The organism is Rhodospirillum sp. A1_3_36 (assembly GCF_047263945.1).
Classification (GTDB): Bacteria; Pseudomonadota; Alphaproteobacteria; order Rhodospirillales; family Rhodospirillaceae; genus Rhodospirillum.
The window spans coordinates 273585-298621 of record NZ_JBLAVB010000004.1 but is presented as its reverse complement, the minus strand read 5'-3'; the positions used below and the strand labels follow the sequence as shown (position 1 = coordinate 298621).

At 62.5% G+C, this 25037-nt stretch carries 17 protein-coding genes and 1 CRISPR repeat array; of the genes, 7 read left to right on the top strand and 10 right to left on the bottom strand.

Annotation, left to right across the window (positions count from 1 at the left end; translation table 11 throughout):
* Nucleotides 1-363: 363 nt before the first annotated feature.
* Both ACLIRY_RS11690 and ACLIRY_RS11685 read right to left on the bottom strand, forming a co-directional pair.
* A complete protein-coding gene (locus tag ACLIRY_RS11690) occupies nt 364-1374 on the bottom strand; it encodes an OmpA family protein (protein ID WP_413205567.1) in 1011 nt (336 codons plus the stop codon).
* Between the two features lie 273 nt (nt 1375-1647).
* Nucleotides 1648-4479, bottom strand: a complete 2832-nt coding sequence (locus ACLIRY_RS11685) for an ATP-binding protein (protein ID WP_413205566.1) — start codon at nt 4477-4479, stop codon at nt 1648-1650.
* A 220-nt stretch (nt 4480-4699) separates the two neighbouring features.
* On the opposite strand from ACLIRY_RS11685, the gene ACLIRY_RS11680 reads away from it, so the two are divergent.
* Nucleotides 4700-5779 (top strand): amino acid ABC transporter substrate-binding protein, encoded by a 1080-nt coding sequence (locus ACLIRY_RS11680; RefSeq protein WP_413205565.1) that lies wholly within the window; start codon nt 4700-4702, stop codon nt 5777-5779.
* A 500-nt stretch (nt 5780-6279) separates the two neighbouring features.
* Nucleotides 6280-7782: a PAS domain-containing methyl-accepting chemotaxis protein gene (locus tag ACLIRY_RS11675; protein WP_413205564.1), complete on the top strand. Its 1503-nt coding sequence runs from the start codon at nt 6280-6282 to the stop codon at nt 7780-7782.
* A gap of 250 nt (nt 7783-8032) precedes the next feature.
* Here the strand turns inward: ACLIRY_RS11675 and ACLIRY_RS11670 are convergent, their stop codons facing one another.
* From ACLIRY_RS11670 to amrB, 6 genes are all read right to left on the bottom strand, one after another.
* On the bottom strand, nt 8033-9451 hold the full coding sequence (locus ACLIRY_RS11670) for an FAD-binding oxidoreductase (RefSeq protein ID WP_413205563.1): 1419 nt from the start codon (nt 9449-9451) through the stop codon (nt 8033-8035).
* 18 nt (nt 9452-9469) lie between these two features.
* Nucleotides 9470-10273, bottom strand: a complete 804-nt coding sequence (gene cysQ, locus ACLIRY_RS11665) for a 3'(2'),5'-bisphosphate nucleotidase CysQ (RefSeq protein WP_413205562.1) — start codon at nt 10271-10273, stop codon at nt 9470-9472.
* 23 nt (nt 10274-10296) lie between these two features.
* Entirely contained in the window at nt 10297-12615 is a 2319-nt protein-coding gene (locus tag ACLIRY_RS11660) for a xanthine dehydrogenase family protein molybdopterin-binding subunit (protein WP_413205561.1), read from the bottom strand.
* A gap of 110 nt (nt 12616-12725) precedes the next feature.
* On the bottom strand, nt 12726-13124 hold the full coding sequence (locus tag ACLIRY_RS11655) for a hypothetical protein (protein WP_413205560.1): 399 nt from the start codon (nt 13122-13124) through the stop codon (nt 12726-12728).
* Entirely contained in the window at nt 13121-13831 is a 711-nt protein-coding gene (gene amrA, locus ACLIRY_RS11650) for an AmmeMemoRadiSam system protein A (protein ID WP_413205559.1), read from the bottom strand. Before amrA ends, ACLIRY_RS11655 begins: the two co-directional genes overlap by 4 nt.
* Before the next feature lie 10 nt (nt 13832-13841).
* On the bottom strand, nt 13842-14750 hold the full coding sequence (gene amrB / locus ACLIRY_RS11645) for an AmmeMemoRadiSam system protein B (RefSeq protein WP_413205558.1): 909 nt from the start codon (nt 14748-14750) through the stop codon (nt 13842-13844).
* Between the two features lie 121 nt (nt 14751-14871).
* Here amrB and amrS point away from each other — a divergent pair, with 121 nt between their 5' ends.
* The 4 genes from amrS to ACLIRY_RS11625 all read left to right on the top strand — a co-directional run bounded on the left by amrS (nt 14872) and on the right by ACLIRY_RS11625 (nt 19021).
* A complete protein-coding gene (gene amrS / locus ACLIRY_RS11640) occupies nt 14872-15996 on the top strand; it encodes an AmmeMemoRadiSam system radical SAM enzyme (RefSeq protein WP_413205557.1) in 1125 nt (374 codons plus the stop codon).
* A gap of 261 nt (nt 15997-16257) precedes the next feature.
* Nucleotides 16258-17211 (top strand): type II CRISPR-associated endonuclease Cas1, encoded by a 954-nt coding sequence (gene cas1 / locus ACLIRY_RS11635; RefSeq protein WP_413205556.1) that lies wholly within the window; start codon nt 16258-16260, stop codon nt 17209-17211.
* Complete coding sequence (gene cas2 / locus ACLIRY_RS11630; RefSeq protein WP_413205555.1) at nt 17189-17506, top strand: CRISPR-associated endonuclease Cas2; 318 nt, start codon at nt 17189-17191, stop codon at nt 17504-17506. The genes cas1 and cas2 overlap by 23 nt, the downstream gene beginning before the upstream one ends.
* A 68-nt stretch (nt 17507-17574) precedes the next feature.
* Nucleotides 17575-18072: a CRISPR direct-repeat array (repeat unit 35 nt; unit sequence CTCTAGCATGACCGTGTGGGACGGGGCCATGGAAC).
* Nucleotides 18073-18388: 316 nt separating this feature from the next.
* Nucleotides 18389-19021 carry a hypothetical protein gene (locus ACLIRY_RS11625; protein WP_413205554.1) on the top strand — a complete coding sequence of 211 codons (633 nt, stop codon included), beginning with the start codon at nt 18389-18391 and terminating at the stop codon, nt 19019-19021.
* A 61-nt stretch (nt 19022-19082) separates the two neighbouring features.
* Here the strand turns inward: ACLIRY_RS11625 and ACLIRY_RS11620 are convergent, their stop codons facing one another.
* Nucleotides 19083-19295 (bottom strand): hypothetical protein, encoded by a 213-nt coding sequence (locus ACLIRY_RS11620; protein WP_413205553.1) that lies wholly within the window; start codon nt 19293-19295, stop codon nt 19083-19085.
* Between the two features lie 177 nt (nt 19296-19472).
* Nucleotides 19473-22961, bottom strand: a complete 3489-nt coding sequence (gene cas9, locus ACLIRY_RS11615; RefSeq protein WP_413205552.1) for a type II CRISPR RNA-guided endonuclease Cas9 — start codon at nt 22959-22961, stop codon at nt 19473-19475.
* Nucleotides 22962-23520: 559 nt separating this feature from the next.
* Here cas9 and ACLIRY_RS11610 point away from each other — a divergent pair.
* Nucleotides 23521-25032, top strand: a complete 1512-nt coding sequence (locus ACLIRY_RS11610; RefSeq protein WP_413205551.1) for a leucyl aminopeptidase — start codon at nt 23521-23523, stop codon at nt 25030-25032.
* Nucleotides 25033-25037 lie beyond the last annotated feature (5 nt).

Genomic DNA, 25037 nt, shown 5'->3' with positions numbered 1-25037 from the left:
GCTTTACCCCCTTAGAATTCCCGTAGCGGACTTTCGTGTCAAACTAAATCTTTCTATATTGCAGTGCAATACGAAACTTTGCGTGTAAAAAGTGAACCTTTTCGGAGCCGACGATGCCCTTTGAGTGGATCCGGATTTGGTGCAATTTTGTTTGAATTGAATAGGTTGAAGGGGGGTGGGCCACCGGTTTGTGGGAGCTCTGCCTTTGTTTCGCTTCCCGCCGAGGTCGGAGGTTGGGCTCTTCTTTCTTTTCGAAGGGGGCCTTTGTGGGGCAAAAAAAAACGGGCGCCCGCAAGGGCGCCCGTTTCTCAGATACCGATTCTCTCCGCTACCAGCGATGATGGAGAGAAGGGAAGGAGGATCCTACTTCAGGACGATGACAACGCGACGGTTCTGCGGCTCACGCACGCCATCGGGGGTCGGGACCAGCGGGTCGGTTTCGCCCTTGGCGTAAACGGCAACGTCGCTGCGGGGGATACCATTCCGCTCCAACTCGGCCAGGACAGCATCGGCGCGACGCAGGGACAGACCCATGTTGTATTCGGCGGAACCGGAGCGGTCGGCGTGGCCGGTCACTTCGATCATGGAAGAGCCGGTGGCCTTGGCATTGGTGGCTGCCGTGCTGATGATGCCGCCGGCTTCCGGGGTGATGGCGGTGCTGTCGAAGTCGAAGAACACCAGGTAGGACTCGGGAACTTCGATCACCTGCTCCTCAACCACTTCCTCAACCGGAGGAGCGGGGGGTTTGGTGAAGGAATAGCGCAGGCCAGCCATGATGGTGTGGTTGTAGTAGGCGTCATAATCGACGTTGCCTGCTGAGGACGAGAAGTTCAGCGGGGTCGTGCCCAGGAAGCGGTAGTCGAGGGTCACGCCAACGTTTTCGGTGATGTTGTAGCCAACGCCTGCGATACCTTGGTAGGCGAAGGCGATGTCATCATCATTCACGCTGGTTCCGGTCGAGGGCTCGCGCATGTCGGCCATCACCCAGGACATACCGACGCCAGCACCGACATAGGGGAAGAAGTCCATGCCCAGCGGAATGTCGTAAATGGCATTGGCCATCACGCTGACGGAATTCAGGTCGCCGTTGGTGCCGAAGGCCCCGACGGAATCAACGCTGTTGGAGCGCCATGTGGTTTCCAATTCGACACGGGGCCCGCCGCCGAACGCGTAGCCGGCCGCCGCGCCAGCGGCGTAACCGACGTTGGTCTCCACATCGCCGGAGGCACCAGCGACGGAGGCCTTTTCATTCATATTGAAGTTCACGCCGCCCTGAATGGCGACGTAGGCGCCTTCCGGGGTCTGGGCCTGAGCCACGGCTGGCAGCAGGGCTGCAGCGCCGAGCAGGCAAGCGAGCTTAAAGGTATTGGTCATGGCAATCGTTTCCCATATGCCCAAAGAGATGAGATGCGGTGCCCCTTAGGAGGCGAAGCGGGAATGGTGGATCGTCCCCTCCATTACCCGACTGCCGCATTAATAGGAACAATTCGTCCCTAGCACTAAAAACGCAAGACTCGTCATTCGGTTCCGGAAACATTCTACAACCAACGTGGCTATGCGGCAACAGTGTGGCCCGGGTGTGCCACCTCGCCTTTCCTGATTGCCCCTTCGTCAGGGGGCATCCGCCGGTCAGGGGTATGGGTGTACTCAGGGCTGGGACGGGCTGGCAAGGGCTGTTGAGGCACGCATCGGGGCGATTCGCGGGATGGTGACGGTAAAGGTTGTGCCCACCTCGGGGGTGCTGTCAACGGTCACCCGTCCCCCCAGGGTGCGTGTGACCAGGTTGTAAACGATGTGCAATCCCAACCCTGATCCGCCCTGGCCCCTGCGGGTTGTGAAAAAGGGCTCGAACACCTGTTCGCGGATTTCCGGTGTCATACCCCGTCCCGTATCGGCCACAATCAGTTCCACTTGGTCGCCGGGAAGGCAGCGTGCTGCAACACGAAGGGTTCCGGCTTGGTCGGGAAGGAAGGCATGGGTCAGGGCGTTGAGCAGCAGATTGGTCAGGATCTGGGAAAGGGCACCGGGATAGCTGTCCATGATGGTGTCCGGCGGGAAGTCTGACGTCAGGGAATGGGGGCTTTTGCGCAGGCGTGGGCCCAGGCTGACCAAAACCTCATGGGCATATTGGGCCAGATCATAGCGTCGTCGCTCGTCGCTGGTCTGATCGACGGCGACTTGCTTGAAGCCCTGGATCAGCTCCGCAGCCCGGTTGGCGTTGGACAGCAACAGGTCTCCGGCTTCACCCATTGCATTCAGGTAGTCCAGAAAGCGGGATTTGCGCATTTCGCCTTTCTCGAACAGGGCACGAATGGCCTTGGATTCGTCGGCGATATGGGAGGCCGCCGTGACAGTGATCCCCACGGGGGTGTTGATTTCGTGGGCAACGCCTGCCACCAGTTGACCGAGGGCTGCCATTTTCTCGGCTTCCACCAAATTACGCTGGGCATCGCGCAGGTCCTGGAGGGCCTGTTCTGCGGCGTCTTTGGCCCGGGTCAATTCCGCACGAGAGCGTTCCCGCTCGGTGACATCCCGCACGCTCCAAACCCGCCCCGCGATCTCTCCGGCGACGCGGAAGGGGGCGCAATATCGTTCCAATTGGCGTCCATCGGCCATGCTGACCAAGTCGAATGCGACCAAGTCTCGATCCGCTTCCACCTGAAGGACGCGCTTCTCAAAGGCGGCGGGGTCGGTGGTTTTGGCCGAGACCTGATGCAGCCGCTCGTGTCGGGGAAGCGCCGTTGGGGGGGCTCCGGAAAAACCGAGGATCTGGAAATACTTCTTATTGGCGGAGATGACGCCGCCCGCCAAGTCCGAGACCATCAAGCCATCCGCGGTGGCTTCCTGTGCGGCGCCCAGCAGGGCGAGGAAACGTTCGCGCTCGGCCTCCGTTCGCTCGCGTTCTGATGTGTCGCGCAGGGTTACGACGTAGAGGCGCCTGTCGTCCCGAATGATTCCATCAACGGTCATTTCCGCTTGGATTGCCGGTCCGTTGGCTTTTTTGATGGTGACGGGCAGGGGCCGTTTGGAACGAGCTGCGTTCGACAACTGGGCTGGGGTAGCCGGAGAAAGATCCGTCCCGTTTGGCGCTTGTTGTGCACCATCTGCCGGGGTCCCCGTCGTTGAAGGCAGAGGGGAGCCGATCACTCGGGCCAGGGGAAGGCCAGCCAGACTCCGATCCGAGCCCAATAGCCGGTCGGTCGATCGGCTCGCTGATTGCACGATTCCTTCGGGATCGACCGTCAGGATCCCCTCGGGTACGGCATCGATGACCGCGCGCAGGTGATCTTCGCTGGCCTGCAAGGCCTTTTCTCGGCTCGTGATCTTGGCAACGAAAACCTTGAGGGCTTCGGCCATGTCGCCGATCTCGTCATCGACAAAGTCAGGTATGGGGCTGTGAACGCCAGAAGCGTGGGAGGCCATGGTTTTGCGCAAAACGGTCAGGCGACCGGATATGGTGCGGTCAACGAACAGGGCCAGGAACAGCGCCCCGAGCACCGAAAGCGCAGCGATGGCCATCAGGGCAAGACCTGTGTCGCGCAGTTCCTGGTCCAGTTCTTGGCTTGCGACATGCATCTGCTCGGTTATGGTCGTCGCCAGGGCGTTGGCGGAATAAACAAGGCGGTTGGCGTATTGCGTATAGGCGACCAGCAGGGCCTTGGCCCGGCGATTCGCCTCCGCTTCCTCAGCGCGGAGGGCGAAGAGGTTGTCCGCTTGGGTGCTTTCTCTTTCCAAGGTTTCGAGAATGGCCAGGGGTTCCGTCAAATCCTCGGTTCGGGACAAGGTCCTGAGGAGCCGTTCCGCAGAGGTCAGGGCCGATCGGTAGGTTCCTTCCACCTTTCGAAGGCGCATGCCCTGGGCCGAGGATAATTCAGCCAAAGCCACGTGGGCGGTTGCTGTAGCCAGCAGGGTGAACGTGATTGTCTCGTCCGCCGATCCTGACGGCTCGTCCGCCGGTTCCGACTTGGGTGTCATGTGCTCCCTGGCATGCGCAGCGTCCAGGTGGGTCCGCAGGTCATGAAGGGCGTCCCGGGTCCGTGCGGTCCGCGCGGCAAAAGCTTGGCCGCTGACAATTCGGGTTTCCACCCAGTGGTCCAAGGCGGTCAGGGCGTCGGCCATGTCCAATCTTTGGCCTTCAAGTGTATCCAGGAACGCCGGGTCGGCGAGCCGGGGGCGTAGGTTCGCCAAATGGGAATCAAGGGCGGTCAATTGGGAGGCCAACCGTTCGGCGGCGGATTGCCGTTCTGCCGAGCTTTCTGCCACGAGCAATTGGGGGGCCGCCGCTGCGACCGCCTGGGTTTGGTGGGCCAAGGCCTGGGCCATTTCCACCGTTGGCAGGTATTCGCCGAGCAGGATCCCCTGGGCACGCTCAACTGTGGAGAAGGCGCCCAAACCCATGGCGCTCGCCCCCACGGCGAATAAGGCCGCACAGCCGAAGCCCAAGAGAAGGCGCACGCGAACGCTGAACCGTCGTGTCACTCTGTCGTTACCATTTCGAGTTATCGGCTACGGAAGGATACGGCACTTGAAAGATCCAAGATAGCGGGCCAGGGCTCGAGCCAAAAGACTTTCCTGGAAACGGGGCCTTCGGTTGCCCGAATCCATGGGATCTTCTGAATGGATGATGCCTTCTCTCCGGGGGGGCAGGCATGGTACGTTTCGCTCGGTTGATTTGTTTTTCCTTGGGGGGGGAGTGTTTATGGGGCGCTTCGGGTCTGTTGGTCAGTTGTCCCTTGCTGCTCTCATCTCCCTGGGACTTCTTTGGGCCAATGGAATGGCATGGGCTCAAACCATCGCGGACGGGGATGCCCTGTCCGCTGGGATGACGGTTGAGGCCATCAAGGACCGGGGACTTTTGAAGTGCGGCGTGAATGTGGGGTTGGCCGGAATGAGTTCGGTCGATCCTCAAGGGAACTGGGTGGGGTTCGATGCAGACTTCTGTCGCGCCGTCGCCGCCGGGGTTCTGGGCGATGGGGAACTGGTGGAATTTGTGCCCTTGAGTGCCTCGGTCCGTTTACAGGCCCTGACCGAGGGGGCCGTCGATCTCCTTGCGCGGAATACCACATGGACCCTGAAACGCGACGCCGGCATGGGCCTGTCCTTTCCGGGGGTCAGTGTCTATGACGGCCAAGGGCTGCTGGTCTGGAACAGCACGCCCGGGGAGAAGGCCAAGGATCTGCCCGCTGGCACGCGGGTTTGCTTGCAAAGCAATACGACAACCGCTCGGAACATTGAGGATGTGATCAAGGCCCGTAATCTTCCCCTCGTTCCGGTTTTTCACAATAACTTGAATGACGCCCGCGCCGGGTTTTTTCAGATGGAATGTCAGGCCTATACGGGGGATCGGACGGCGCTGGCCTCTCTTGTCATGGCCGAGGCGCCTCGCGCCAGAGACATTCGCATCCTTCCCGATGTGTTGTCCAAGGAGCCCTTGGGGCCGGTGGTGCGGGAGGGGGATGACCGCTGGTTCGATATTGTACGCTGGACCCTGAACGCTTTGATCCAGGCGGAGGAATACGGCCTGACCCGGGCCAACGTGGATCAGGTTGCGGCCAAGGCCAGCAATCCCCCCCTGCGCCGCTTCCTGGGCGAAGACCCTGGGGTGGGCGCTTCCTTGGGGCTGGATGACCACTGGGTGCGGCGGGTCATTAGCCAAGTGGGATCCTATGGCGAGATTTTTCAGAAAAACCTGGGCGATGAGAGTCCGCTCCGACTGGACAGGGGGTTGAATAAGCTCTGGACCGAAGGAGGATTGCTCTATTCGCCGCCCTTCCTGTGAACGACAAGGAGTGCTGATCTCTGTGGTTTTCGATGGGGTCGCCCGTACGGTAGAACAAATCGGAAGCAGCCTGGGGTGGAGTCCCGCGACACTGTGCTCCAATACAAGGTCCTTAAGGCCTGTCTCGTGAGCCAAGTTTTCCACGATAGGCTCTGGCGTAGCGACGTTTGCCATCGGTGTCACCGGACAGGGCGCGGTGTCGTGAGTTCAGGCATCTCCTTTCCGAACTCGGGCCCTTTCCAAACTTGGGCTGAAGCCTTTCTCGATTCACCCTGAATGAAATCGGCTCTCGGCAACCGTCCCTGAAGGCGGATAGGTCTTTTGGTCTTTACAGTGGATCACAAAGGATGTACTCGTTCAGATCTGTGGTCGATGCCTGTATGGGCGGTTGGGCTGTAGGTGTGGTTCGCTTGGCAATGAATGCCCTGCATGGAATGTCAGGCCTTGGCCTATGGTCGTAGAGTAAAACACGCCTATCATCGGAGGTTATGAGTATGTTCATGTCTAAGCGCGGGGCGAAGGTCCAAGGTCAGGAAAGCGAACTGATTGCCTTGCTGAACGAATACGCTGGCGTTGGTCTTTGGGATGCCCAACTGGTGAATGGGGATCCGGCGCATCCGAACAGTATATGGCGTTGGTCTCCGGTTTTTAGGCGCCTTTTGGGCTTCGATGGACAGGATACAAGGGATTTTCCCGACCGCATGGAGTCCTGGTCTGACCGACTTCATCCCGAGGATGTGGACCCGACTTCCAGCGCCTTCCAAGCCTGCCTTGCGGATGTTTCGGGGCGAACGGGCTATGATGTGGTGTATCGTTTGCGGATGAAGAATGGCACCTATCGGTGGTTCCGTGCCGTTGGTGGCGTGGCACGCACACCCAGCGGTTTGGCCGAGCGGGCCTGTGGAGCCTTGATTGACGTTCACGAACAGCGCGAAGTCGAGGAGCGGCAGGCCTTGCTTGATGCCCATGCAGGTGTTGGGCTTTGGGATGCGCTTTTGTACGAAGGGGATGCCGCCCACGAGAAAAGCCAGTGGCGGTGGTCGCCGGAATTCAGGCGGCTCGTTGGGTTCGACAGCGAGGCGTCTTTTCCCGATCTTATGACCTCTTGGTCCGATCGGTTGCACCCGGAGGATGTGGACAACACCTTCGCCAAGTTCAGCGCCTGTATCAATGACAGGACCGGGAAGGTTGGCTATGACGTCAGCTATCGACTGAAGTGTCGCAATGGGGAATACCGTTGGTTTCGGGCCATCGGGGGTGTTTCCAGAAACGGGCAGGGTGTCGCTGAACGGGCTTGTGGGTCGCTGATCGACATTAATGATCAGGTCGTCGCCGAGCAGCATCAGGTTGCGGCCGAAGCCGAGCGGAAGTCGATGATCGAGAAAACCGCCGACGTCTTGGAAACCACGGTTTCCGCAGGCAACAGCCGGGTGGCAAGCAGTGCCGAAACGGTGGCCTCTGCTGCTGAGGAGCTTTCCGCCTCCATTAGCGGAATTTCCGAACAGGTGGAGATGACTGCAGCCCGTTCCCTGGACGCTGCCGAAGCCGTGTCGGCGACGGAAAGCACCATGACGGAGCTGTCCAGCGTGACGGAAAAAATCGGGTCAGTGGTGAAACTCATCAGTGATATCGCCTCCCAAACCAACCTATTGGCTTTGAACGCCACCATTGAGGCCGCTCGGGCCGGTGAGGAAGGGAAAGGCTTCGCCGTCGTCGCCAATGAGGTCAAGGTTCTGGCCAAGCAGACTGCGGACGCTACGGGCGATATCACCCTGCAAATCGACACGATTCAAAATACCACGCGGCAAGCGGTCACAGCCATTGGCAATGTTGGAGAATTGATCCAGCAACTTCGGGACATTTCTGGTCAAGTCTCCGGTGCTGTTGCGCAGCAGAATGAGGCCACGCGGGAAATAGCTCGGGAAATCGGCCAAGTGGTCGGGGATATCAATGACTTGTCGGGAACCATCAATGAGATGTCCTCCCGGTTACGGTCCAGCTAGATCACGTTGGACACGGGACAGTTAGGGGATGACTTTCCGTCACGGGGCTTTGCCCCGTCCCCCACTGGGGCTGTACGGGCCCAAACGATTATTTTTGGCCGAAAGGCCCCAGATTTCAAGAAGTTATTGGCCGTACGGCCCCAGGCCCCTATTTGTAAAAAAAAAGGGGGTTTGGGGGCATTTGCCCCCAAATGGGCTTGGGCAATCGCCCAAAAAGGACGAAACAGTGTCGTGCGCCGTCGGGCTCGGATCACGCAGTCGGTAGGATCTTCCCCGGATTGAAGGTATTCCGAGGATCCAGGGCGGCTTTGATCGCCCGCATCATATCCATCTCCACCGGCCCCTTGTGGCGGGCCAAGTCTTCGACCTTAAAGAGGCCGATGCCATGTTCAGCGCTGATGGATCCACCCATGGCGGTGGCGATGTCGTGGACGATCCGGTTCATTTCTGCCCAACGGTCCAGGAAGGCCCCAGTGTCCATGCCTTCGGGTTGGGTCAGGTTGAAGTGGATATTGCCATCCCCCAGATGGCCGAAGGGGCAGGGGCGAATCCCCGGCATGGCCCGGAGGACTGCGGCGCTGGCGGCCTCGATGAACGCGGGAACCTGGGCCGTGGGCACGGAGACATCATGTTTGATGGACCCGCCCAGGGGTTTTTGCGCGTCGGACAGGCATTCCCGTAAGGCCCAGAGCGAGGCGGCTTGGTCCTGGCTGGCTGCGACGGTGGCATCGGCAATGATCCCGCGCTCCAGGGCTTCGGCCAAGGTGGCCGTCAGGAGCTCGGTCAGGCCGCCATCAGCCCGGGCGGAGGTCATTTCCACCAGGGCGTACCAAGGGTGGGGCGCTTCCAGGGGATCCCGGCCGTCCGGCAGATGCGCAATGGCTGCCTCCAACCCCATACGGGGGAGAACCTCGAAGGCGGTCACCGTATCCCCGCCCCGTTCCCGGGCCAGCGCCAACAGATCCACCACTCTGGGCAGGGCGTCCAGAGCGCAGAAGGCCGTGGCCGTCTCGCGGGGGGCGGGGAAGAGCTTGAGAACAGCTCCGGTGATGATCCCCAGGGTTCCCTCGGCACCGATAAACAGGTGGCGCAGGGCGTAACCCGTATTGTCCTTTCCCAGGGCGCGCAAGCCATCCCAGATCCGCCCATCGGGCAGGACGACCTCCAGACCCAGGCAGAGGTCCCGGGCCGGGCCATAGCGCAAAACGCCGACACCGCCCGCGTTGGTCGACAAGACCCCTCCAATGCGACAGGAGCCTTCCGCTGCAAGGGAGAGGGGGAAAAGGCGACCCATATGGGTTGCAGCGCTTTGGACCTCTGCCAGGAGGCATCCGGCATCGCAGGTCAGGGTGAAGTTCAGGGGATCGATGGTGCGGATCCGGGTCATTCGATCCAGAGAGAGGACCAATTCCCCCTCTCCGGCAACGGCTCCCCCGACCAGTCCCGTATTCCCCCCCTGGGGCACGATGGCCACTCCGGCCTCGGCGCAGAGGCGCACGACGGCGGCGCAGGTTTCCGTCGTATCGGGGCGGGCGACGGCATGGGCCCGGCTGGTCAGCCGCCCCCGCTGTTCCTTGAGGTAGGGGGCAAGGTCCCCCCCCTCGGTCAGCAGTCCGCGTGGGCCAAGTCGGTGCGAGAGGGTCTCGAGGAGAGCGGAGGGAAGGGACAAGGAAAGGGCCTTTCCAGGTCAGGCTGCGACCGTCGATCCGGCGGGTAACCCTTGGGCGATGAAATGGGGGTTCAGGAAATCCGCCCGCTTGGCATAGGTCAGGGGGGCTCCGTCCAGGGTGGTGACGCTTCCCCCTGCGGAGAGCAGAAGCGCATGGGCCGCAGCCGTATCCCATTCGCAGGTGGGACCCAGCCGTGGATAGAGATCGGCGATCCCCTCGGCCAAGCGACAGAATTTGAGGCTGGAGCCCGCAGCGATCCGCTCCTTGACCGTATAGTCGGCCAGGAAGCGGTCCATGGCGTCGCCGGTCCCATGGCTGCGGCTGCCCAGGACGGTGATGCCCTCTTCCGGTGGAACGCGGCAGGAAATGGGGTGGTCGCTGCCATCGGCTTCGATCATCCGTGCCGTGCCCGGATCGGCGCCCAGGTAGGTGGTGCCCAATGCCGGACAATGGACGATGCCCAACACCGGAACCCGGTTCACGATGAGGCCGATGTTGACGGTGAACTCGCCGTTGCGCTTGACGAATTCCTTGGTGCCGTCGAGGGGGTCCACCAGCCAGAAAGGGGCGTCTCCGACGGTGGGAATGCGCCCTGCGGCGACGGATTCCTCGGCGACGATGGTGACATCCGGGGTCAGGGTCTTCAGCCCCTCCAGGATCACCGCTTCCCCTTTTTGATCGGCTTCGGTGACCGGGGAATTGTCCCCCTTGGTCTCGACGGCAAAGGGTGTGTTGTAGACCTCCATGATGACCTCCCCCGCCCGCAGCGCGATGGGCAGAAGGGCGGAAACCAGGGCGAGGCGGGAGGGGGCGTCATACATGGAAAGGGAGCGTCCTGTTTTGGTTAAGCCGATTGAGCGTCTTTGGCGTTTTGGATGGTCCGCCACAGGTCTGGCGGCGTGAGCGGCATGTCCAGACGCCTGACACCCAAGTCCCAAAGGGCATCGAAGGCGGCGTTGACCAGGGTTGGCGTGGCACCGATGGTCCCGGCCTCGCCCGCGCCCTTCACGCCCAGGGGGTTGGTCGTGCAGGGGATGTTGCGGGTGGAGAAGTCGAAGGCGGGGAAATCGTCGGCCCGGGCAATTGCGTAGTCCTGCAAGGTGCCGGTGAGCAACTGGGCCGTTTCCGGATCGTAGATCACCTTTTCCCGCAGGGCTTGGCCGATCCCCTGGACCGCTCCGCCAATCACCTGTCCCTTGAGCAGAACCGGGTTGAGGGTTACGCCGACGTCATCGACGATGGTGTAGCGGTCGATGCGCAGGTGTCCGGTTTCCGGGTCGATCTCCACTTCACAGATATGGCAGCCGTTGGGGAAGCTGCCCGTGTCCGGACGCCAAGTCCCCGCTGCGGTCAATTCTCCGTCCTTGGCGTGGGCGGCACGGGCCAGGTCGCTCCAGGTGACGGTTCGGTTGCCCGAGCGCATGCGGAAAATGCCGCCGTCCAGGGTGACGTCCCCTTCTTCGGTTTCCAGCAATTCCGCAGCGATGGGCAGGGCCTTGGCGATCAGGGCGTCGTTGGCCTTGTCGAGGGCCGCTCCGCCCACCGGGATGGAGCGGGATCCGCCGGTGCCGCCCCCGGTGGCGATGCGGTCGGTGTCTCCCTGGACGACGGTGATCCGCTCCGGTGGCAGACCAAGGGCATCGGCGGCCATCTGGGTATAGGCCGTTTCATGGCCCTGGCCGTTGGATTGGGTGCCGATCAGGATGGTTGCCCCACCCGTTTCGTCCATCACCAGGGTTGCGGTTTCCGGCGCGCCCCCGGCGCAGACCTCCACGTAGTAGGACAGACCCCGGCCCCGCAGCAGTCCTTTGGCGGCGCTGTCGGCCTTGCGTTTGTCAAACCCGTCCCAGTCAGCGCGCGCCAGCGCCGTGTCGAGGACGGCAGAGAATTCACCGCTGTCGTAGACCTTTCCGCCCGCCGTCTTGTAGGGCATGGCTTCGGGCGGGATGAAGTTGCGGCGGCGGATTTCTGCGGGGGTCAGGCCCAGTTCCCGGGCGACCTTGTCTGTCAGTCGCTCGATCACATAGGCTGCCTCGGGCCGTCCGGCGCCCCGGTAGGCGTCCGTGGGTGCGGTATTGGTCATGACTCCGCGCACCCGGGCATGCATGGTGGGAATGTCATAGACGCCCGGCAGCATGCCCGTGCCCGCAGCGGTGGGGATAAAGGCGCCGAAGTGGCTGACATAGGCGCCCATGTTGGCCAGCGTATCCACCCGCAGCGCCAGATAGCGGCCATCGGCGTCCAGGGCCAGTTCGGCTCGAGTCAGGTGGTCGCGGCCATGGACGTCCGCCTGGAAACTCTCGGAGCGATCCGCCGCCCATTTCACCGGTCTTTGGGTGACCATGGCCCCGAGCAGCACCAGGACATGCTCGGGGTAGAGGAAGATTTTCATGCCGAAGCCACCGCCCACGTCGGGGCAGAGGACATGCAGCTTGTCGGTGGGAATGTTCAGCACTTTCCCGGCGATAATATCGCGGAGGCCATGGGCCCCTTGACTACAGGTCGTCAGTTCCAGTCGTCCGGTTTCGTCCACGCGGGCTTGGGCGGCCCGGCCTTCGATGGAGGTCGGGGCGATCCGGCCATTGACCAATTCGATGGAGACCACCCGGGCGGCTTCGGCGAAGGCGGCGTCCGTCGCCTCCCGCTCGCCCATTTCCCAGTCGTAGAGGATATTGCCCGGGGCTTCGGTTTCCCAGAGGACCGGGGCGCCCTCGGCGGTGGCGGCGGTCAGATCGCCCACGGCGTCGAGGGAGTCGAACTCGATCTCGATCAGTTCCAGGGCATCTCGGGCGGCGTTGGGGGTCTCGGCGATGACCGCGACGATGGGTTGACCGACGTAGCGCACGCGCCCCCGGGCAAGGGCCGGGCGGGGCGGGATAGCCATGGGGGAGCCGTCGGAACTGGTCACCATGAAGCCCACGGGCAGGTCGGCGATCTTCTGCGCGGTCAGGTCCGCTTCCGTCAGCACGGCAATGACGCCGGGGGCGGTGCGGGCCTCCGTCACGTCCAGCGCGGTGATCTCCGCATGGGCGTGGGGGCTGCGGAGCACGGCCAAATGGGCCGAGTTCGGATAAGTGATGTCGTCGGTGTAACGGCCCTGGCCGGTGAGGAACCGTTGGTCCTCCACCCGACGCATGGCTTGTCCGGCGCCGAAACGTCCCATAGTCAATGATCCCTGGTGATGAATAACGATGTGGTGTGGGCAGAAAAGCCCTGGCCCTTAGGTAAGCCCCCTTGGCCTTTTCGGCAATGGGGAGGAGGTTTTTCCCAAGGTCAATCCTGGCATTTGCGATAGCGTCGGCTGGTGTTGGATTTCAGATTGGTCTTGCGCAGGGTGCTGCCCGAAACGGTCAGGACCGAGTCATACCCGGGGGTGGGAAACAGGTGGCGCACCTTGAACAGCACCCGATAGGAGCGGGGATTGGAATAGGCGAAGGACCCGCGGGCAAAGCCCCAACTGCCATCGGGCTTGCTCCAGCGGTACCCGCCGTTGGAGAAGATCAACAGCTCCAAGCCATGTCCTTTACATTGGCCGTTGACGCTCCAGGTGCCTTTCAGGGTTGGGGGAACGTCGCTGGTCCAGTCGATGTCCTGGGCCCAGGCGGAGGGGGATAAAGTCCCAAAGAAGGTGACCAGGACGGCGAGGGCAAGAAAGACGGATCCGGGTCTCATGACGGCTTTTCCTTCTGGCTTTCCTTCGGGCCGGTCCCCTCTCCGACCATTTGGGGGAGGGGGATGGGCCAGTGGTCGGCGGTGGCGCAGCGGGCTTCGAACCGTTCGACCCGGACGCTGTCGGACCAATGGTCCAGGGGCAGTCCGGCCTTTTGCTTCAAATGGGCGAGGAAGGCCGGAGCACTGGGCAGGCTCTCCCAAACCTGGGGCAGGAAAAGCCCCCGTCGCCCCGCGTCCATGAAAATCAACCCGTCCACCCCCGGTCGCATTTGCGACAACAGGTCCTTTTGATCGGTAAAGGTCATGGGAACCGGCGTGGTCAACACCGAGACGGAGAGGGCCAGATCGGGCAACTCCTCCACCGTGACCGGGGGAAACCGGGGGTCGCGGCGGGCTGCGGCCCAGGCATTGGCGGCCACGTCCAGGGCGAGGGGGCGACTGGCGCCCACCGATCCGATGCAGCCGCGCAACTGTCCGTCCTTGGTCAGGGTGACGAAGGACGCGCCCTGTGCCCGCAGGGGGCCGGGTTGGGAGGCCAGATCCGGAGGGGTGGGCGCGCCCTCCACCAGCCCTTCGGTGATGGCCTCCGCCGCCAGGGCGATCAGGGTCTCCCCATGGTCCCGGGTCGCCAGGATCAGGGGGTTGGTTTTAACTTCGACCTCACGCGCCTGTGTGTCCTGGGGGGAGTCCTTATCCGTTGGAGTCATGGCGCCTTCCTTATGCATGGGGGTTTGAGCCTTCCCATAGACACCAGGAGCCATAGCCGACCACCCGGTCTCGGTTGCCTGCGGTGTCTCCCGAGTTACGCAGGTCGATGCGTTCGATGGACAGGCCCCGGGTGCGGGCCAGGGTCAGCAGGCCCGACAGGGGCACATGGCCGCAGGCTTCATGGGGGCCGAGGGCGGAGTCATCCAACCGGTCTATGGCCGTTGCGGTTTCGGCGTCCTTGGTCTGGCAGGAGGCATAATCCAAATAGTGGCTCAGGTCCGTGCTGATGACGATCAGGGTTTCCGGCCCGCCCCACAGGCGGTCCAGGGCCTCGGCTACCACGCTGGCCCGGGCCTGGCCGCAGACGATGGGCACCAGGGAGACGTCTCCCAAGACCCGCTTCAGGAAGGGCAGGTGGACCTCCAGGGCATGTTCGGCGGCATGGGCCTGATCCAGGCGGCCGACGGCGGGCATGCCGTCCAGTCGGGCCATCCACTCCCGGTCCACGGGCAGGGGACCCAGGGGCGTGTCGTAGGCGTCCAGGTCACAGGCGGCAAGCCCGCCAAAGCCGACCCGGTGGGAGGGACCCAGAAGGACCACCCGGGTGATGGTTCCGGCGAAAGGCGCCAGCGACGCATAGGCCCGGGCTGCGGTCAGGCCGGAATAGATATAGCCCGCATGGGGCACGATCAGCGCCTTGGGGGGAGAGGCGGATTGTGGAGGGCTTTGGTCCCCACTCTGGTCCTCCCTCTGGCCCTCCCTCTGGCCCTCCCTCTGGGACGCCTCGCCCAGCAGGCTGTCCAGGTCCCGCAGCAGGGTTGCCGGGTCCTTGGGGTAGAACAGCCCGGCGACGGCGGTCGGGCGGATGGCGGGGCCGGTATCGGAGGGTCCGGGGCTTGTGGGAACGCCTGTGATCATGGGTTCACTCCGCTACGTCTTTGAATGGAAAGACGGATAGATTACCCTACCACAAAGCCCGCCCTGCGTTTCAATTGTTTGAGCAAGCCGTGGGTGGATCCTGTTCAGGAAGGACCCTGCCATGACGGAGACCTGTCCCCCCTCCCCACCCCGCTTTCCCTTCGGCGCTCCGGCCCATCAGGTGCCGGGACGCTATTGGCATGCCCTGGGGGACGGGCGGGTTCAATGCGATCTCTGTCCGCGCCTGTGCAAGATCCACCCGGGTCAACGGGGGCTCTGCTTCCTGCGGGCCAATGATGGGGTGGGGATGGTGCTGACCTCCTACGGGCGGTCCAGCGGCTTTTGCATCGATCCGGTGGAGAAAAAACCGCTCGCCCACTTCCTGCCGGGCACGCCGATCCTCTCCTTCGGGTCGGCGGGCTGCAATCTGACCTGCAAGTTCTGCCAGAACTGGGATATCTCCAAGGCCCGCGCCGTGGACCGCCTGAACGGCGAGGCCACGCCCGAGATGATCGCCGAGGCCGCCGTCCAATTGGGCTGCCGTTCCGTTGCCTTCACCTATAACGATCCGGTGATCATGCTGGAATACGCCGTCGACGTGGCCAAGGCCTGCCACGCCCGGGGCATCCGGACCGTGGCGGTCACCGCAGGCTATATCATGCCCGAAGCCCGGGCCGAGTTCTTCGCCCATATGGACGCCGCCAATGTGGACCTGAAAGCCTTCACGGAGGGCTTCTACCACGAGTTGGCCACGGCCCACCTGGAGCCGGTGCTCGACAGCCTGCGCTATCTGGTCCACGACACCACCTGCTGGGTGGAGATCACCACCCTGCTGATCCCCGGCAAGAACGATGGAGAGGCCGAACTGACGGCCCTGTCCCACTGGGTGGCGACGGAACTGGGAACAGAGGTGCCCATCCACTTCTCCGCCTTTCACCCGGACTACAAAATGCGCGACCTTCCGGCCACACCGCCGGACACGCTGCGGCGGGCGCGACAGATCGCCATGGCTGCGGGGCTGCGCCATGTCTATGTGGGCAATGTGCACGACCGGGAGGCCGACAGCACCTATTGCACCGGCTGCGGCGCCCGGGTGATCGAGCGGGATTGGTACCAACTGGGCGCCTATGGCCTGGACGACAGAGGCCAGTGCCAGAGCTGTGGCACCCCCATGGCGGGGATCTTCGACGGGCCGCCAGGGACCTGGGGCCGGAAGCGCCAGCAGATCAGGCTTTCTATGACCTGACGGCGGCGCTGATCCCGGTTTTCAGATTGGAATGATCAGGGCGGACAAACGCCAGGGATCGGACAGCGCCGAAAGCTTCGGCCCGTCCGATCCCCGCGTTGTGAGTTGAGCGTATTCGCTCCAACTGTCGCTTTCGCTTTATTCCATGGATATCCCGAAAGGCGAAAACTTCCGGGAGTACCGTCCCACACGGTCATGGTAGAGTGAAAGCAGAGTAGCATGCCCCTGGAACTTGTAAAGGGGGAAAGGTGTAAAGGGGGCATGACGAAAATGGCCGTGATTGAAATCGCGAGCCGGGGGACGGTGGTCTCGGTCCGGGATCGTCTGCTCGCAATTGGTGACGCCCGCTTGCATGTGGACGACATCGATCTGGTGATCGTCCAGGTGCCCGCCGTCACCTTGACCGGGGATGCGCTGGCTTTGTTGGGGCGGGCCGGGATCGATGTGGTGATCTGCGACGACCGCCGAAAGCCGCTGTCCACCCTGGTGCCCGTCTGCGGCTCCGCCATTGTGTCTGCCCGCCTGCTTCGGCTACAGGCGGCCATGATCCCGCGGAGGAGGGCGGCGCTGTGGCGGGGGCTGGTCCGGGCGAAGATTACCGAACAGGCCCGGGTGCTCGATACCATTGATGGCGCGCTCTCCTCCCCCCGGGCGGCCCGCCTGCGCAAATTGGCCGAAGGGGTGGAGGCGGGGGATCCGGAGAATCTGGAGGCCCAGGCCGCGCGCCTGTATTGGCCTGCGCTGATGGGAGCGGCCTTCCGCCGCCATGGCGGCAGCGAGGCGGACACCATGCTGGACTTTGGCTATGCGGTGCTGCGCGCGGTCGTGGCCCGGCGGCTGCATGGGGCGGGGCTCCACCGGTCGCTGGGGCTCCACCACGACAACGCCGAGAACGACGGCAATTTGGCTGACGACTTGATCGAGCCCTTTAGGCCAGCGGTGGACCGCCTCGTCCTGGCCCTGGTGAACCGAAGGGGAGGGGAGGAGGCCATGAGCCTGGATCCGAAAATCCGAACGGCCCTGGCGGAGGTCACCGATTGGCCGGTGTACATGGGGGGCGAATGGATCCGCCTGCGCACGGCGGTGGCGCGGGTGGCCCTGTCCCTGCGTGCGGTGGTCGAGGGTGGCCCGGCCAGGCTGGACCTGCCCGAGAAAATAGGGAGTGTGGAGGATGCCAGAAGGATGGCGGAAGATGTGGGTATTGGTATTTTATGATCTGCCCGTCGTGAAAAAGGACCAGAGGCGCGCCGCGACGCGCTTCCACAAGTTCCTGGTCGGCGATGGGTTTGAACGGATGCACTACTCCATATACGCCCGCTATTGCGGGTCCCTGGAGCGGGCAGAAACCTATGAGCGACGGGTCGAGCAAGCCCTTCCCAGCGTCGGGCATGTGAACCTGCTAAAGCTGACGGATCGGCAGATGACCAACATGCGCAAATGGGTCCGCGGCGATTATCGAGCCGCCGAAAGTGCAGAGTTCATGCCGCCAGAGCAGTATAGATTGTTCTGATGACCACGAACCGTGCACGGAAAAACACCGATATCTCCTTTGGAATCAAGGTGATATCGGTGTCTCCACTCTAGCATGACCGTGTGGGACGGGGCCATGGAACCGCTGGCGTCAATCGCCGCAGAGGCTGCGCACTCTAGCATGACCGTGTGGGACGGGGCCATGGAACCCAGCCGCAGGAGATCATATCAACTCCGCAAACTCTAGCATGACCGTGTGGGACGGGGCCATGGAACATTCCATACGATCTTACCGTGGAAAAGTCGACTCTAGCATGACCGTGTGGGACGGGGCCATGGAACTCAGCAGATCCTCGCCCGCAGCCTCGCAAAACTCTAGCATGACCGTGTGGGACGGGGCCATGGAACTCCGGCTGGCGTTGATCAGAATTGCGACGACCTCTAGCATGACCGTGTGGGACGGGGCCATGGAACAATCCAGGGGAAAGGCACCTGCTACCCCTCACTCTAGCATGACCGTGTGGGACGGGGCCATGGAACCCTCAGGCAGACTTTCCCGCTCCTCGGGGCACTCTACCATGACCGAGTGGGACGGAGCCATGGAACCACAAACGCCCTCCTAACCCCTGCTACACAAGAGTTTAACATTTCCCGCTCTTGGGCTTGCATGCGCATGGCCTATCAGATGTCGTGAAGGCGTCCGAGGACCGAAAAGGAAAACCGAGTCACGTTGAGTTTGCGAAGGATTGCTCCACTGCTAAGGTGATATCCCTGATCGCCCGTCAAATGAACGGCGGGGTGGCTTAATTGGGCGAAGCGGACGTTCGCTCTGACAGGGCGTTGGGCCTAGGTCGTGAGCGGCTAATAGAGGTGATGCGCACAAATGGGGTTCAATGTTTCCTACATGGCAAGTCGGCATACTATGGCAAAGCTTGCCGAGATATATCGGGTCGAGTTGGGGCAAGAAGCAACGAACATTGATCAGTGCGGAGAAAACTGGATTGCGGAACTGTCTAACGGTTGGTCGATTTGGTGGGTGGAAGAGCCGGAGGGCTTCAATCTGCAAAAGCTTAATCCCCACTTGGCTTGTCAAAATGGCGAGGCTGCTTACACTGTATCGATTGCTGAATTTTGCATGCATGCGAGCTTTGCCAAGTACACTGCGACTTCCAAAAGATGGAGCGTTGTGCATCACGGGGACGAGTACGCAGAACATATCAAAACCACAGGCAAGCCGCCAAAAATCTTTGATACGCTGTGTGATGAGTTGCTTGAAAAACAGAGGAACCAGACAGTTGCACCGGTCGCTGAAAAGCCTGCTTCGACTGAATTGCAGGCTATTGCGAACAAGCTGGGAGGCACAATGGCCCCGTTCGGTGGTGCTAAAGCAGATTTCGTTTTCGATCTGCCAGTGAGACTAGGGGAACACTTTTTCGGTTTCCGCTATGATCGTGAACCAGTGCCGGGAGCAGTCGTTCGTTGCGCTGAGGTTCTTGGTCCCCAAACCGCTCCAACTCCCAAAGCGCCGCTGTGGCGAAGGATAGTAGGGCTTTAGGTGCCTAGAACATCTCTTAGCCAGCCTAGCCAAAGCTGATCAATTAACCGAGTGCGTTCATTCAGATCATCTTTGCGAATGGCAGCACCATGACCGTGTGACGCGGGGCTGAATTGCCGTTCTCGAGTTTCGAGAAGCGCGATTCTAGGTCGTAAGTATGACCGGCCATCAAGGTTAGGATATGGGGGATGCCATCTATCCGGGTGCCGACATCACCCTGCACCTTCCCCATTTCCTGGAGGAGGTGGTGGGCGTGATTGTCCGGAGCATCCATTTTTGGTTTCAGGTCACTGATGCGTTTGTATGGGCCTGGATAAGGTGCAGGGGGAAAAATGACACATGTGATGATGGTTTCGTGTGGGACTTGGCCATGGAACCACAAACGTCCTCCTAACCCCTGCTAAACAAGAGTGTAGCATCTCCCGTCTTGGGCTTCCATGCGCTTGGCCAATCAGTCCCGGCGAAGACGTCCGAGGAGCGATATGGAAAACCGTGTCACGTTGAGTTTGCGCAGGATTTCCCCGCTGTTGAGGCAATATCCTTGATCGCCTGTCAGATTAACGGTGGGATGGCTTAATTGCGCGAAGATCGCGTTCGCTCGTCCCGTTCCGATGCGGGCGGGCCAGAGATAAAGCCGTCCGTCGACCACCATCTTTTTCACGACAAACAGTTTGTCACCTTGCGCTTCGGGTAACAGAACAAGATCGCCGCGGCGCAAACACATGATCAAATGCCCTCTATTTTCCTCCTTCTTTGCATGGCCGCTGGCCGCTACGGTTGAAATCATATCGAAACGGGTGCGGACGCGGGCTTCCCACTTCACGCCGCCTTTCCCATCCGGCACCTCCCACACCTCGTAAACCGCATTGCCCTGGGTGCGGACTGCGGCCTTGGCGTTCCCCCGGAAGGGCGTGATCAAGCCGCCGCCGTCTCCGTCCTCGGCCACGGACCCCGCCAGAACCGTATTGCCGGTCATGCCCCGGGGGCCGAAGCTTGTGTGGCGGGCCACGGCCATGCAGGACTCCGCCAGTTTTTCTTCCGGATGGGTTGCCTGGCGCTGGTCGAGCAGGGCTTGGAAGCGCTCTCGCATGCGGTCCGAGGCGAAGGAGGCCAGGACCTTCTCCACCTTTTCGGCGGGCAGGGATTTGCCGTTGGGATCCAGGAACAGGGCGCGGACGGATTTCCGCTGGACCAGCGTGGTTCCCTCTGGTCGTCGCCGCACACCGAAGACCGTTGCGGCGTGCAGGGCACCGCCTTCGCGGTGGGCGGGACGGAGGGAGGGCCAGACGTGCTCCCACTGGCGGATGACTTGGGCACGGAAGCCCGGATAGGGCTCCGGAACATTGGTGCGGTCGTCGTCTTCGCTGATCCGTCTTTGGGCATTGGCGGTATTGACCCGCTGGACCACGCTTCGGGTTGTCATGGCGATGACGGCGGCGTCGATATAGTGGTGCCGGTGGTCCGCCCGGTTCTTGCCTCCGCCGGGCAGGCTGTAGAGGGCCACGCGGAGAGCATCATGCAAGCCTGCGTCCTTCACCTCCGTCCGGCCCAGGGCGGTCAGGGTGTCATTCACCAGCCCCTTGACCGCCTTCTGGACATGGGCCGGTTCCAGGCCGTCGAGGAAGCGTTTGGCCGCTTCGGGATCCTCCAGGGCCTCCCTTGGGGCGGGCAGCAGGTCGCGGGGGGAGGGGCCGGGGAACAGGTCCCAATGTTTCCGCAGGAGCCCGGTCAGGCGGCCCGGGGTGCAGACCACGCCGCTGGGCTCGACGGTCACCAGCTCCAGATAGCGCTTGGCCACCCGGGCGATATAGCCGGTGTCGGTGAGCTGGCGGTTGAGGAAGCCCTCTTCACTGTCGTCCTGCCCCGCGGCCATGCGGGTGGCCTTTTCGCCCGCCTGTTCGGAGAAACGCCAGTCCAGGTCGATCCGCACATCCCGGTCCAGGTCGGCAAGCCAGCGGTCCTTTTCCTGCTCCCAGGTGCCTTGGTCATGGAAGGCCTCCCACGGGGTGCGCTTGCCCTTGGCCTTGTTCGCGCCGGCCTCGCACAGGACCTTGTTGGACAGGCTGTCCCGTCCGCCCCGGCCCAGGGGGATGACATGGTCGATGTCATAGGTTTCGGTGAGCAGGGCGGACATTTCGATCCGGTGGAAGGTATAGGGGCATTGGAACCTTTGGCGTTTGGCCAGCCGGTAGCGTGTCCTCCGCTCCCGCGCATTGGCGGCCCATTGGCCCTGTTTGCGCAGCTCCGTGTCGATGGCGGCGTTTTCCCGCTCCCGGTCGGCTTGCTCGAACACCAGTTTTTTGCGCTCCTCCGCTCCGGCCTTGAGTTCCCTTGTGGTTTCCAGGGTGACGCGGATCAGGTTGGGGCCATGGCGGTGGAGCAGGGCATTGACGACCTTGCACACCTCGTTGAGGGCGATATGGACGGAGATATTCATCACCCGCCCATAGAACCGCTCCAACCCCGCCTGGACCTCCTGATGGTCCGGAGGCAGCAGGTCGGCCTTGTCGTGGGAGCCGCCCAGTCCCACGTCGGGCAGGGCTTCGGCGTAATAGGGCAGGCGGTCCAGGCGCTCGGCCCGGGGGCGGTGGGAATGGTGGACGCCCAGGGCTTTGAGGATGGCCTCGTCCGTGCGCACCCCGGCGACCAGTTCCGCCGTGATCAGCCGGGCAGCCTTGGCCGACAGGTTGGCCCGTCCCGTGGGCAGTTCGAACTGGATGGCATCGGCCAGGGTCTCCGCCTCTTCCGGGTCGGTCACGCCTAGAGCGATAATACTGGCCATCAGCGCCGGGCGGTCCCGCCGGGCCTCCCATAGGGTGGTGAAGGCGGCGTCCCGCTCCTCCGTCGTCCAGTTCTCCCAGCCGGGGATGGGGGAGAGCAGGGCGTTGGTATGGTCGCCCTCGGCCTTGCGGGAGGCGGATTTTCCACCCTGCTTCTCCTCGATGGTGAATTTTGCCCCACGCTTCAGGCCCATGGCCTTGCGCAGCTTGGGCCAGTCGAGGAAGCGAACCTCGGTGAGGGCCTCCAGTCCGGCGGCGAATTCGTCCTCGGTCAGGGGGCGGGACTCGTCGGGATAGGGGAGTTTGACGCGGAGGTTGGCCAGGGTTTGGCGGACAATGAAGGCCTGGATGGAGGGCAGGGCGCGGGGGGCGCGGCGCTCTCCCTCCAGGAACTCGCAGGGGCCTTCTTCCTTGGTGCGCAGGGGGCGTTGGTCGAGGACCAGGGCGGCCACCCGGGGCCAATCCAGTTCGGGGAAATGGGGGGCTTGGGCGGCGCGGATCCTGTTGAATTCCTCGGCCACCAGGGCGCGGGTGGGGGCGAACACGCCGTCGTCGAGGTTGTAGCGCATGCGGGTGGGTCGCCCGGCGACCATGTCTCCGGCGAGCAGGGCGCCGACGGTGGGGGCGTTTGCCTCGGCCATGCGTGCGCGCAATTGCTTTTCCGCGTTCAGCCAGAATCCGGCCTCGTCATCGGCCTTGGGTTTGCCCTTGGCGGCTTCTGCGGCCTTGCACTCAATGCGGTTGCTGCGAAACCCCCGGTGCTTGGCCATGTGAAACAGAACGGCCCAGAGGTCTTCACCGGTCAAGGCTCGCTCCAGGGCCTGGGCGCGCAGGGGGAGGGCCTTTTGCAAGGTGGCCTCCGTGGGGGCGCTTAGGCCGCCCGCCGCCAGGGTCTTGGCAAGCTGCTCCTTGCGCCAGCGCCAGGCCCGGGGTTGGCGCCGGGCGCGGCGGAACATCCCCCGGTCCCGTTGGTTCGATGTATGCTCCTTGGGGTCCCGCCCGCTGTCGAAGAGGCGGACGCCGCCGCCCAACAGGCGGCGCTTGCTTTCAGTGTCTGGCCAAGCGAAGGCCGCCCAGCCGATGCTGTCACTGCCTAAATCCAGGCCGAGGATCCAAGGAGTTGTCGTTTGCGGGACGGGGGAGGTTTGAGATGTCTGCATCGATGGCCACTTCCGCGCCCTTGGGGCTGAGTTTCAGAAAGAGGAGTACGGCACCATGGAGCCGGAGAATTTTGAATAGTATGCAGCTTTTAGAGGAAAAGCGAATGCTGATACGGAGTTGTGCCTGCCACATGGATTTGGTACCTTTCTCTTGTGAGAAATTGGGGAAAAGGGGTTTGGAGAACGTTTAGTGGAGAGAGGATTTTTCTTCCTCACAAAACAGAAGCCTGATTCGAGGGTCCTTAACGTCAACAGATCAATAATAGCTCACAGAGGTACGATATTTGGTCGTGTGCGTCTCTGTCAATGAGTATTATTAAAAATAAACTTTTTAGTTTTTTTATGCGCCTAGAGATTGATGCGTTGCCAAGGAGGGAAGGCGAGATGTTCCTCCCTCCCCAATTGCCTTGAGCCCTTTCCCTTCCTAAATTTGACAGTCACGGTATCATCGCAGACCGAAACCCCTCGCCGGATCCGATCCCGGGTCCGCGCGTCCTTTAGACCGGATCCATGCTCGGATCCGTGCCCCAATAGAAATGTCCTGGAGGACCTCCGACCCATGAAACTCTCCTTCGCCAAGCTCGCCCAGCCCAAGTCCGGCGCCCTCGTCCTGGGCGTGACCGAAGGGGGGGCGCTTGGCCCCCTGGGACAGGAGATCGATACCGCTGCCCAGGGTGCCCTGTCCCGTGCCATCGCCGCCGACAGCCGCTTCAAGGGCAAGGCCGGACAGAGCCTGTCCCTTCCCGCGCCGCTGGTGGACTCCAAGATCACCTCTGTGATCCTTGCCGGTCTGGGCAACGCCGAGGAAATCAAGGCGGCCTCCTTGGAGGCCTTCGGCGGAACCGCCCAGGCCATTCTGGCGGGCACCGGGGACACCGATGGCGCCATCGCCCTGGACCTCACCCTGGGCGAGGACCAGCCCTCCGCCGAGGAGGCCGCGGCCCGGATCGCCATGGGCGCCAAGCTGCGGGCCTACCGCTTCGACAAGTACCGCACCACCGAGAAGAAGGAAGACAAGCCCGCCCTGAAGAAGCTGGCCGTTCTGGCCGCCGACACCGACGCCGCCAAGGAGGCCTTCGCGCCGCTTAATGCCGTGGCCGAAGGGGTGATCTTTACCCGGAATCTGGTCAGCGAACCGGCCAACGTCCTCTACCCCGAAACCTTCGCCAAGGCCTGCGAAGAGCTGACGGAGCTGGGGGTCGAAGTGGACGTCCTGGGCGAGAAGGAGATGCGCAAGCTCGGCATGGGCGCCCTGTTGGGTGTCGCCATGGGCAGCGCCAAGGAGCCCAAGCTGGTCGTCATGTCCTGGAACGGGGGCAAGAAGTCCGAGAAGCCGGTGGCCTTCATTGGCAAGGGCGTCTGCTTTGATTCCGGTGGCATCTCCATCAAGCCCGCGGGCGGTATGGAGGACATGAAATGGGACATGGGCGGCGCCGGTGTGGTCGCCGGTCTGATGAAGGCCCTGGCCGGTCGCAAGGCGAAGGTTAATGTCGTCGGCCTCTGTGGGCTGGTGGAGAACATGCCCAGCGGCACGGCCCAGCGCCCGGGCGATGTGGTGACCTCCATGTCCGGCCAGACCATCGAGGTGATCAATACCGATGCCGAGGGGCGGCTGGTCCTCTGTGACGTGCTGCACTATTGCAACGAGCGCTTCAAGCCCAAGCAGATGGTCGATCTGGCCACCCTGACCGGTGCGATCATCATTGCTTTGGGCAGCGACCACGCGGGTCTGTTCTCCAACAGCGACGCCCTGGCCGAGGGGATCACCAAGGCCGGTCTGGCCACGGGGGAAAAGGTCTGGCGTCTGCCGTTGAACGACAGCTACGACAAGCAGATCAATTCCGACATCGCCGACATGAAGAACACCGGCTCGCGTGAGGGCGGCTCGATCACGGCGGCCCAGTTCCTGCAACGCTTTGTCGGCAAGACCGATTGGGCCCATATCGATATCGCCGGGGTGACCTGGAGCAAGAAGGACAGCGCCACCGTGCCCAAGGGCGGCTCCGGCTTTGGCGTGCGGCTGCTTGATACCTACGTCGCCGAGACCTTTGAGACCTCCGACGACAAATAGGAAGC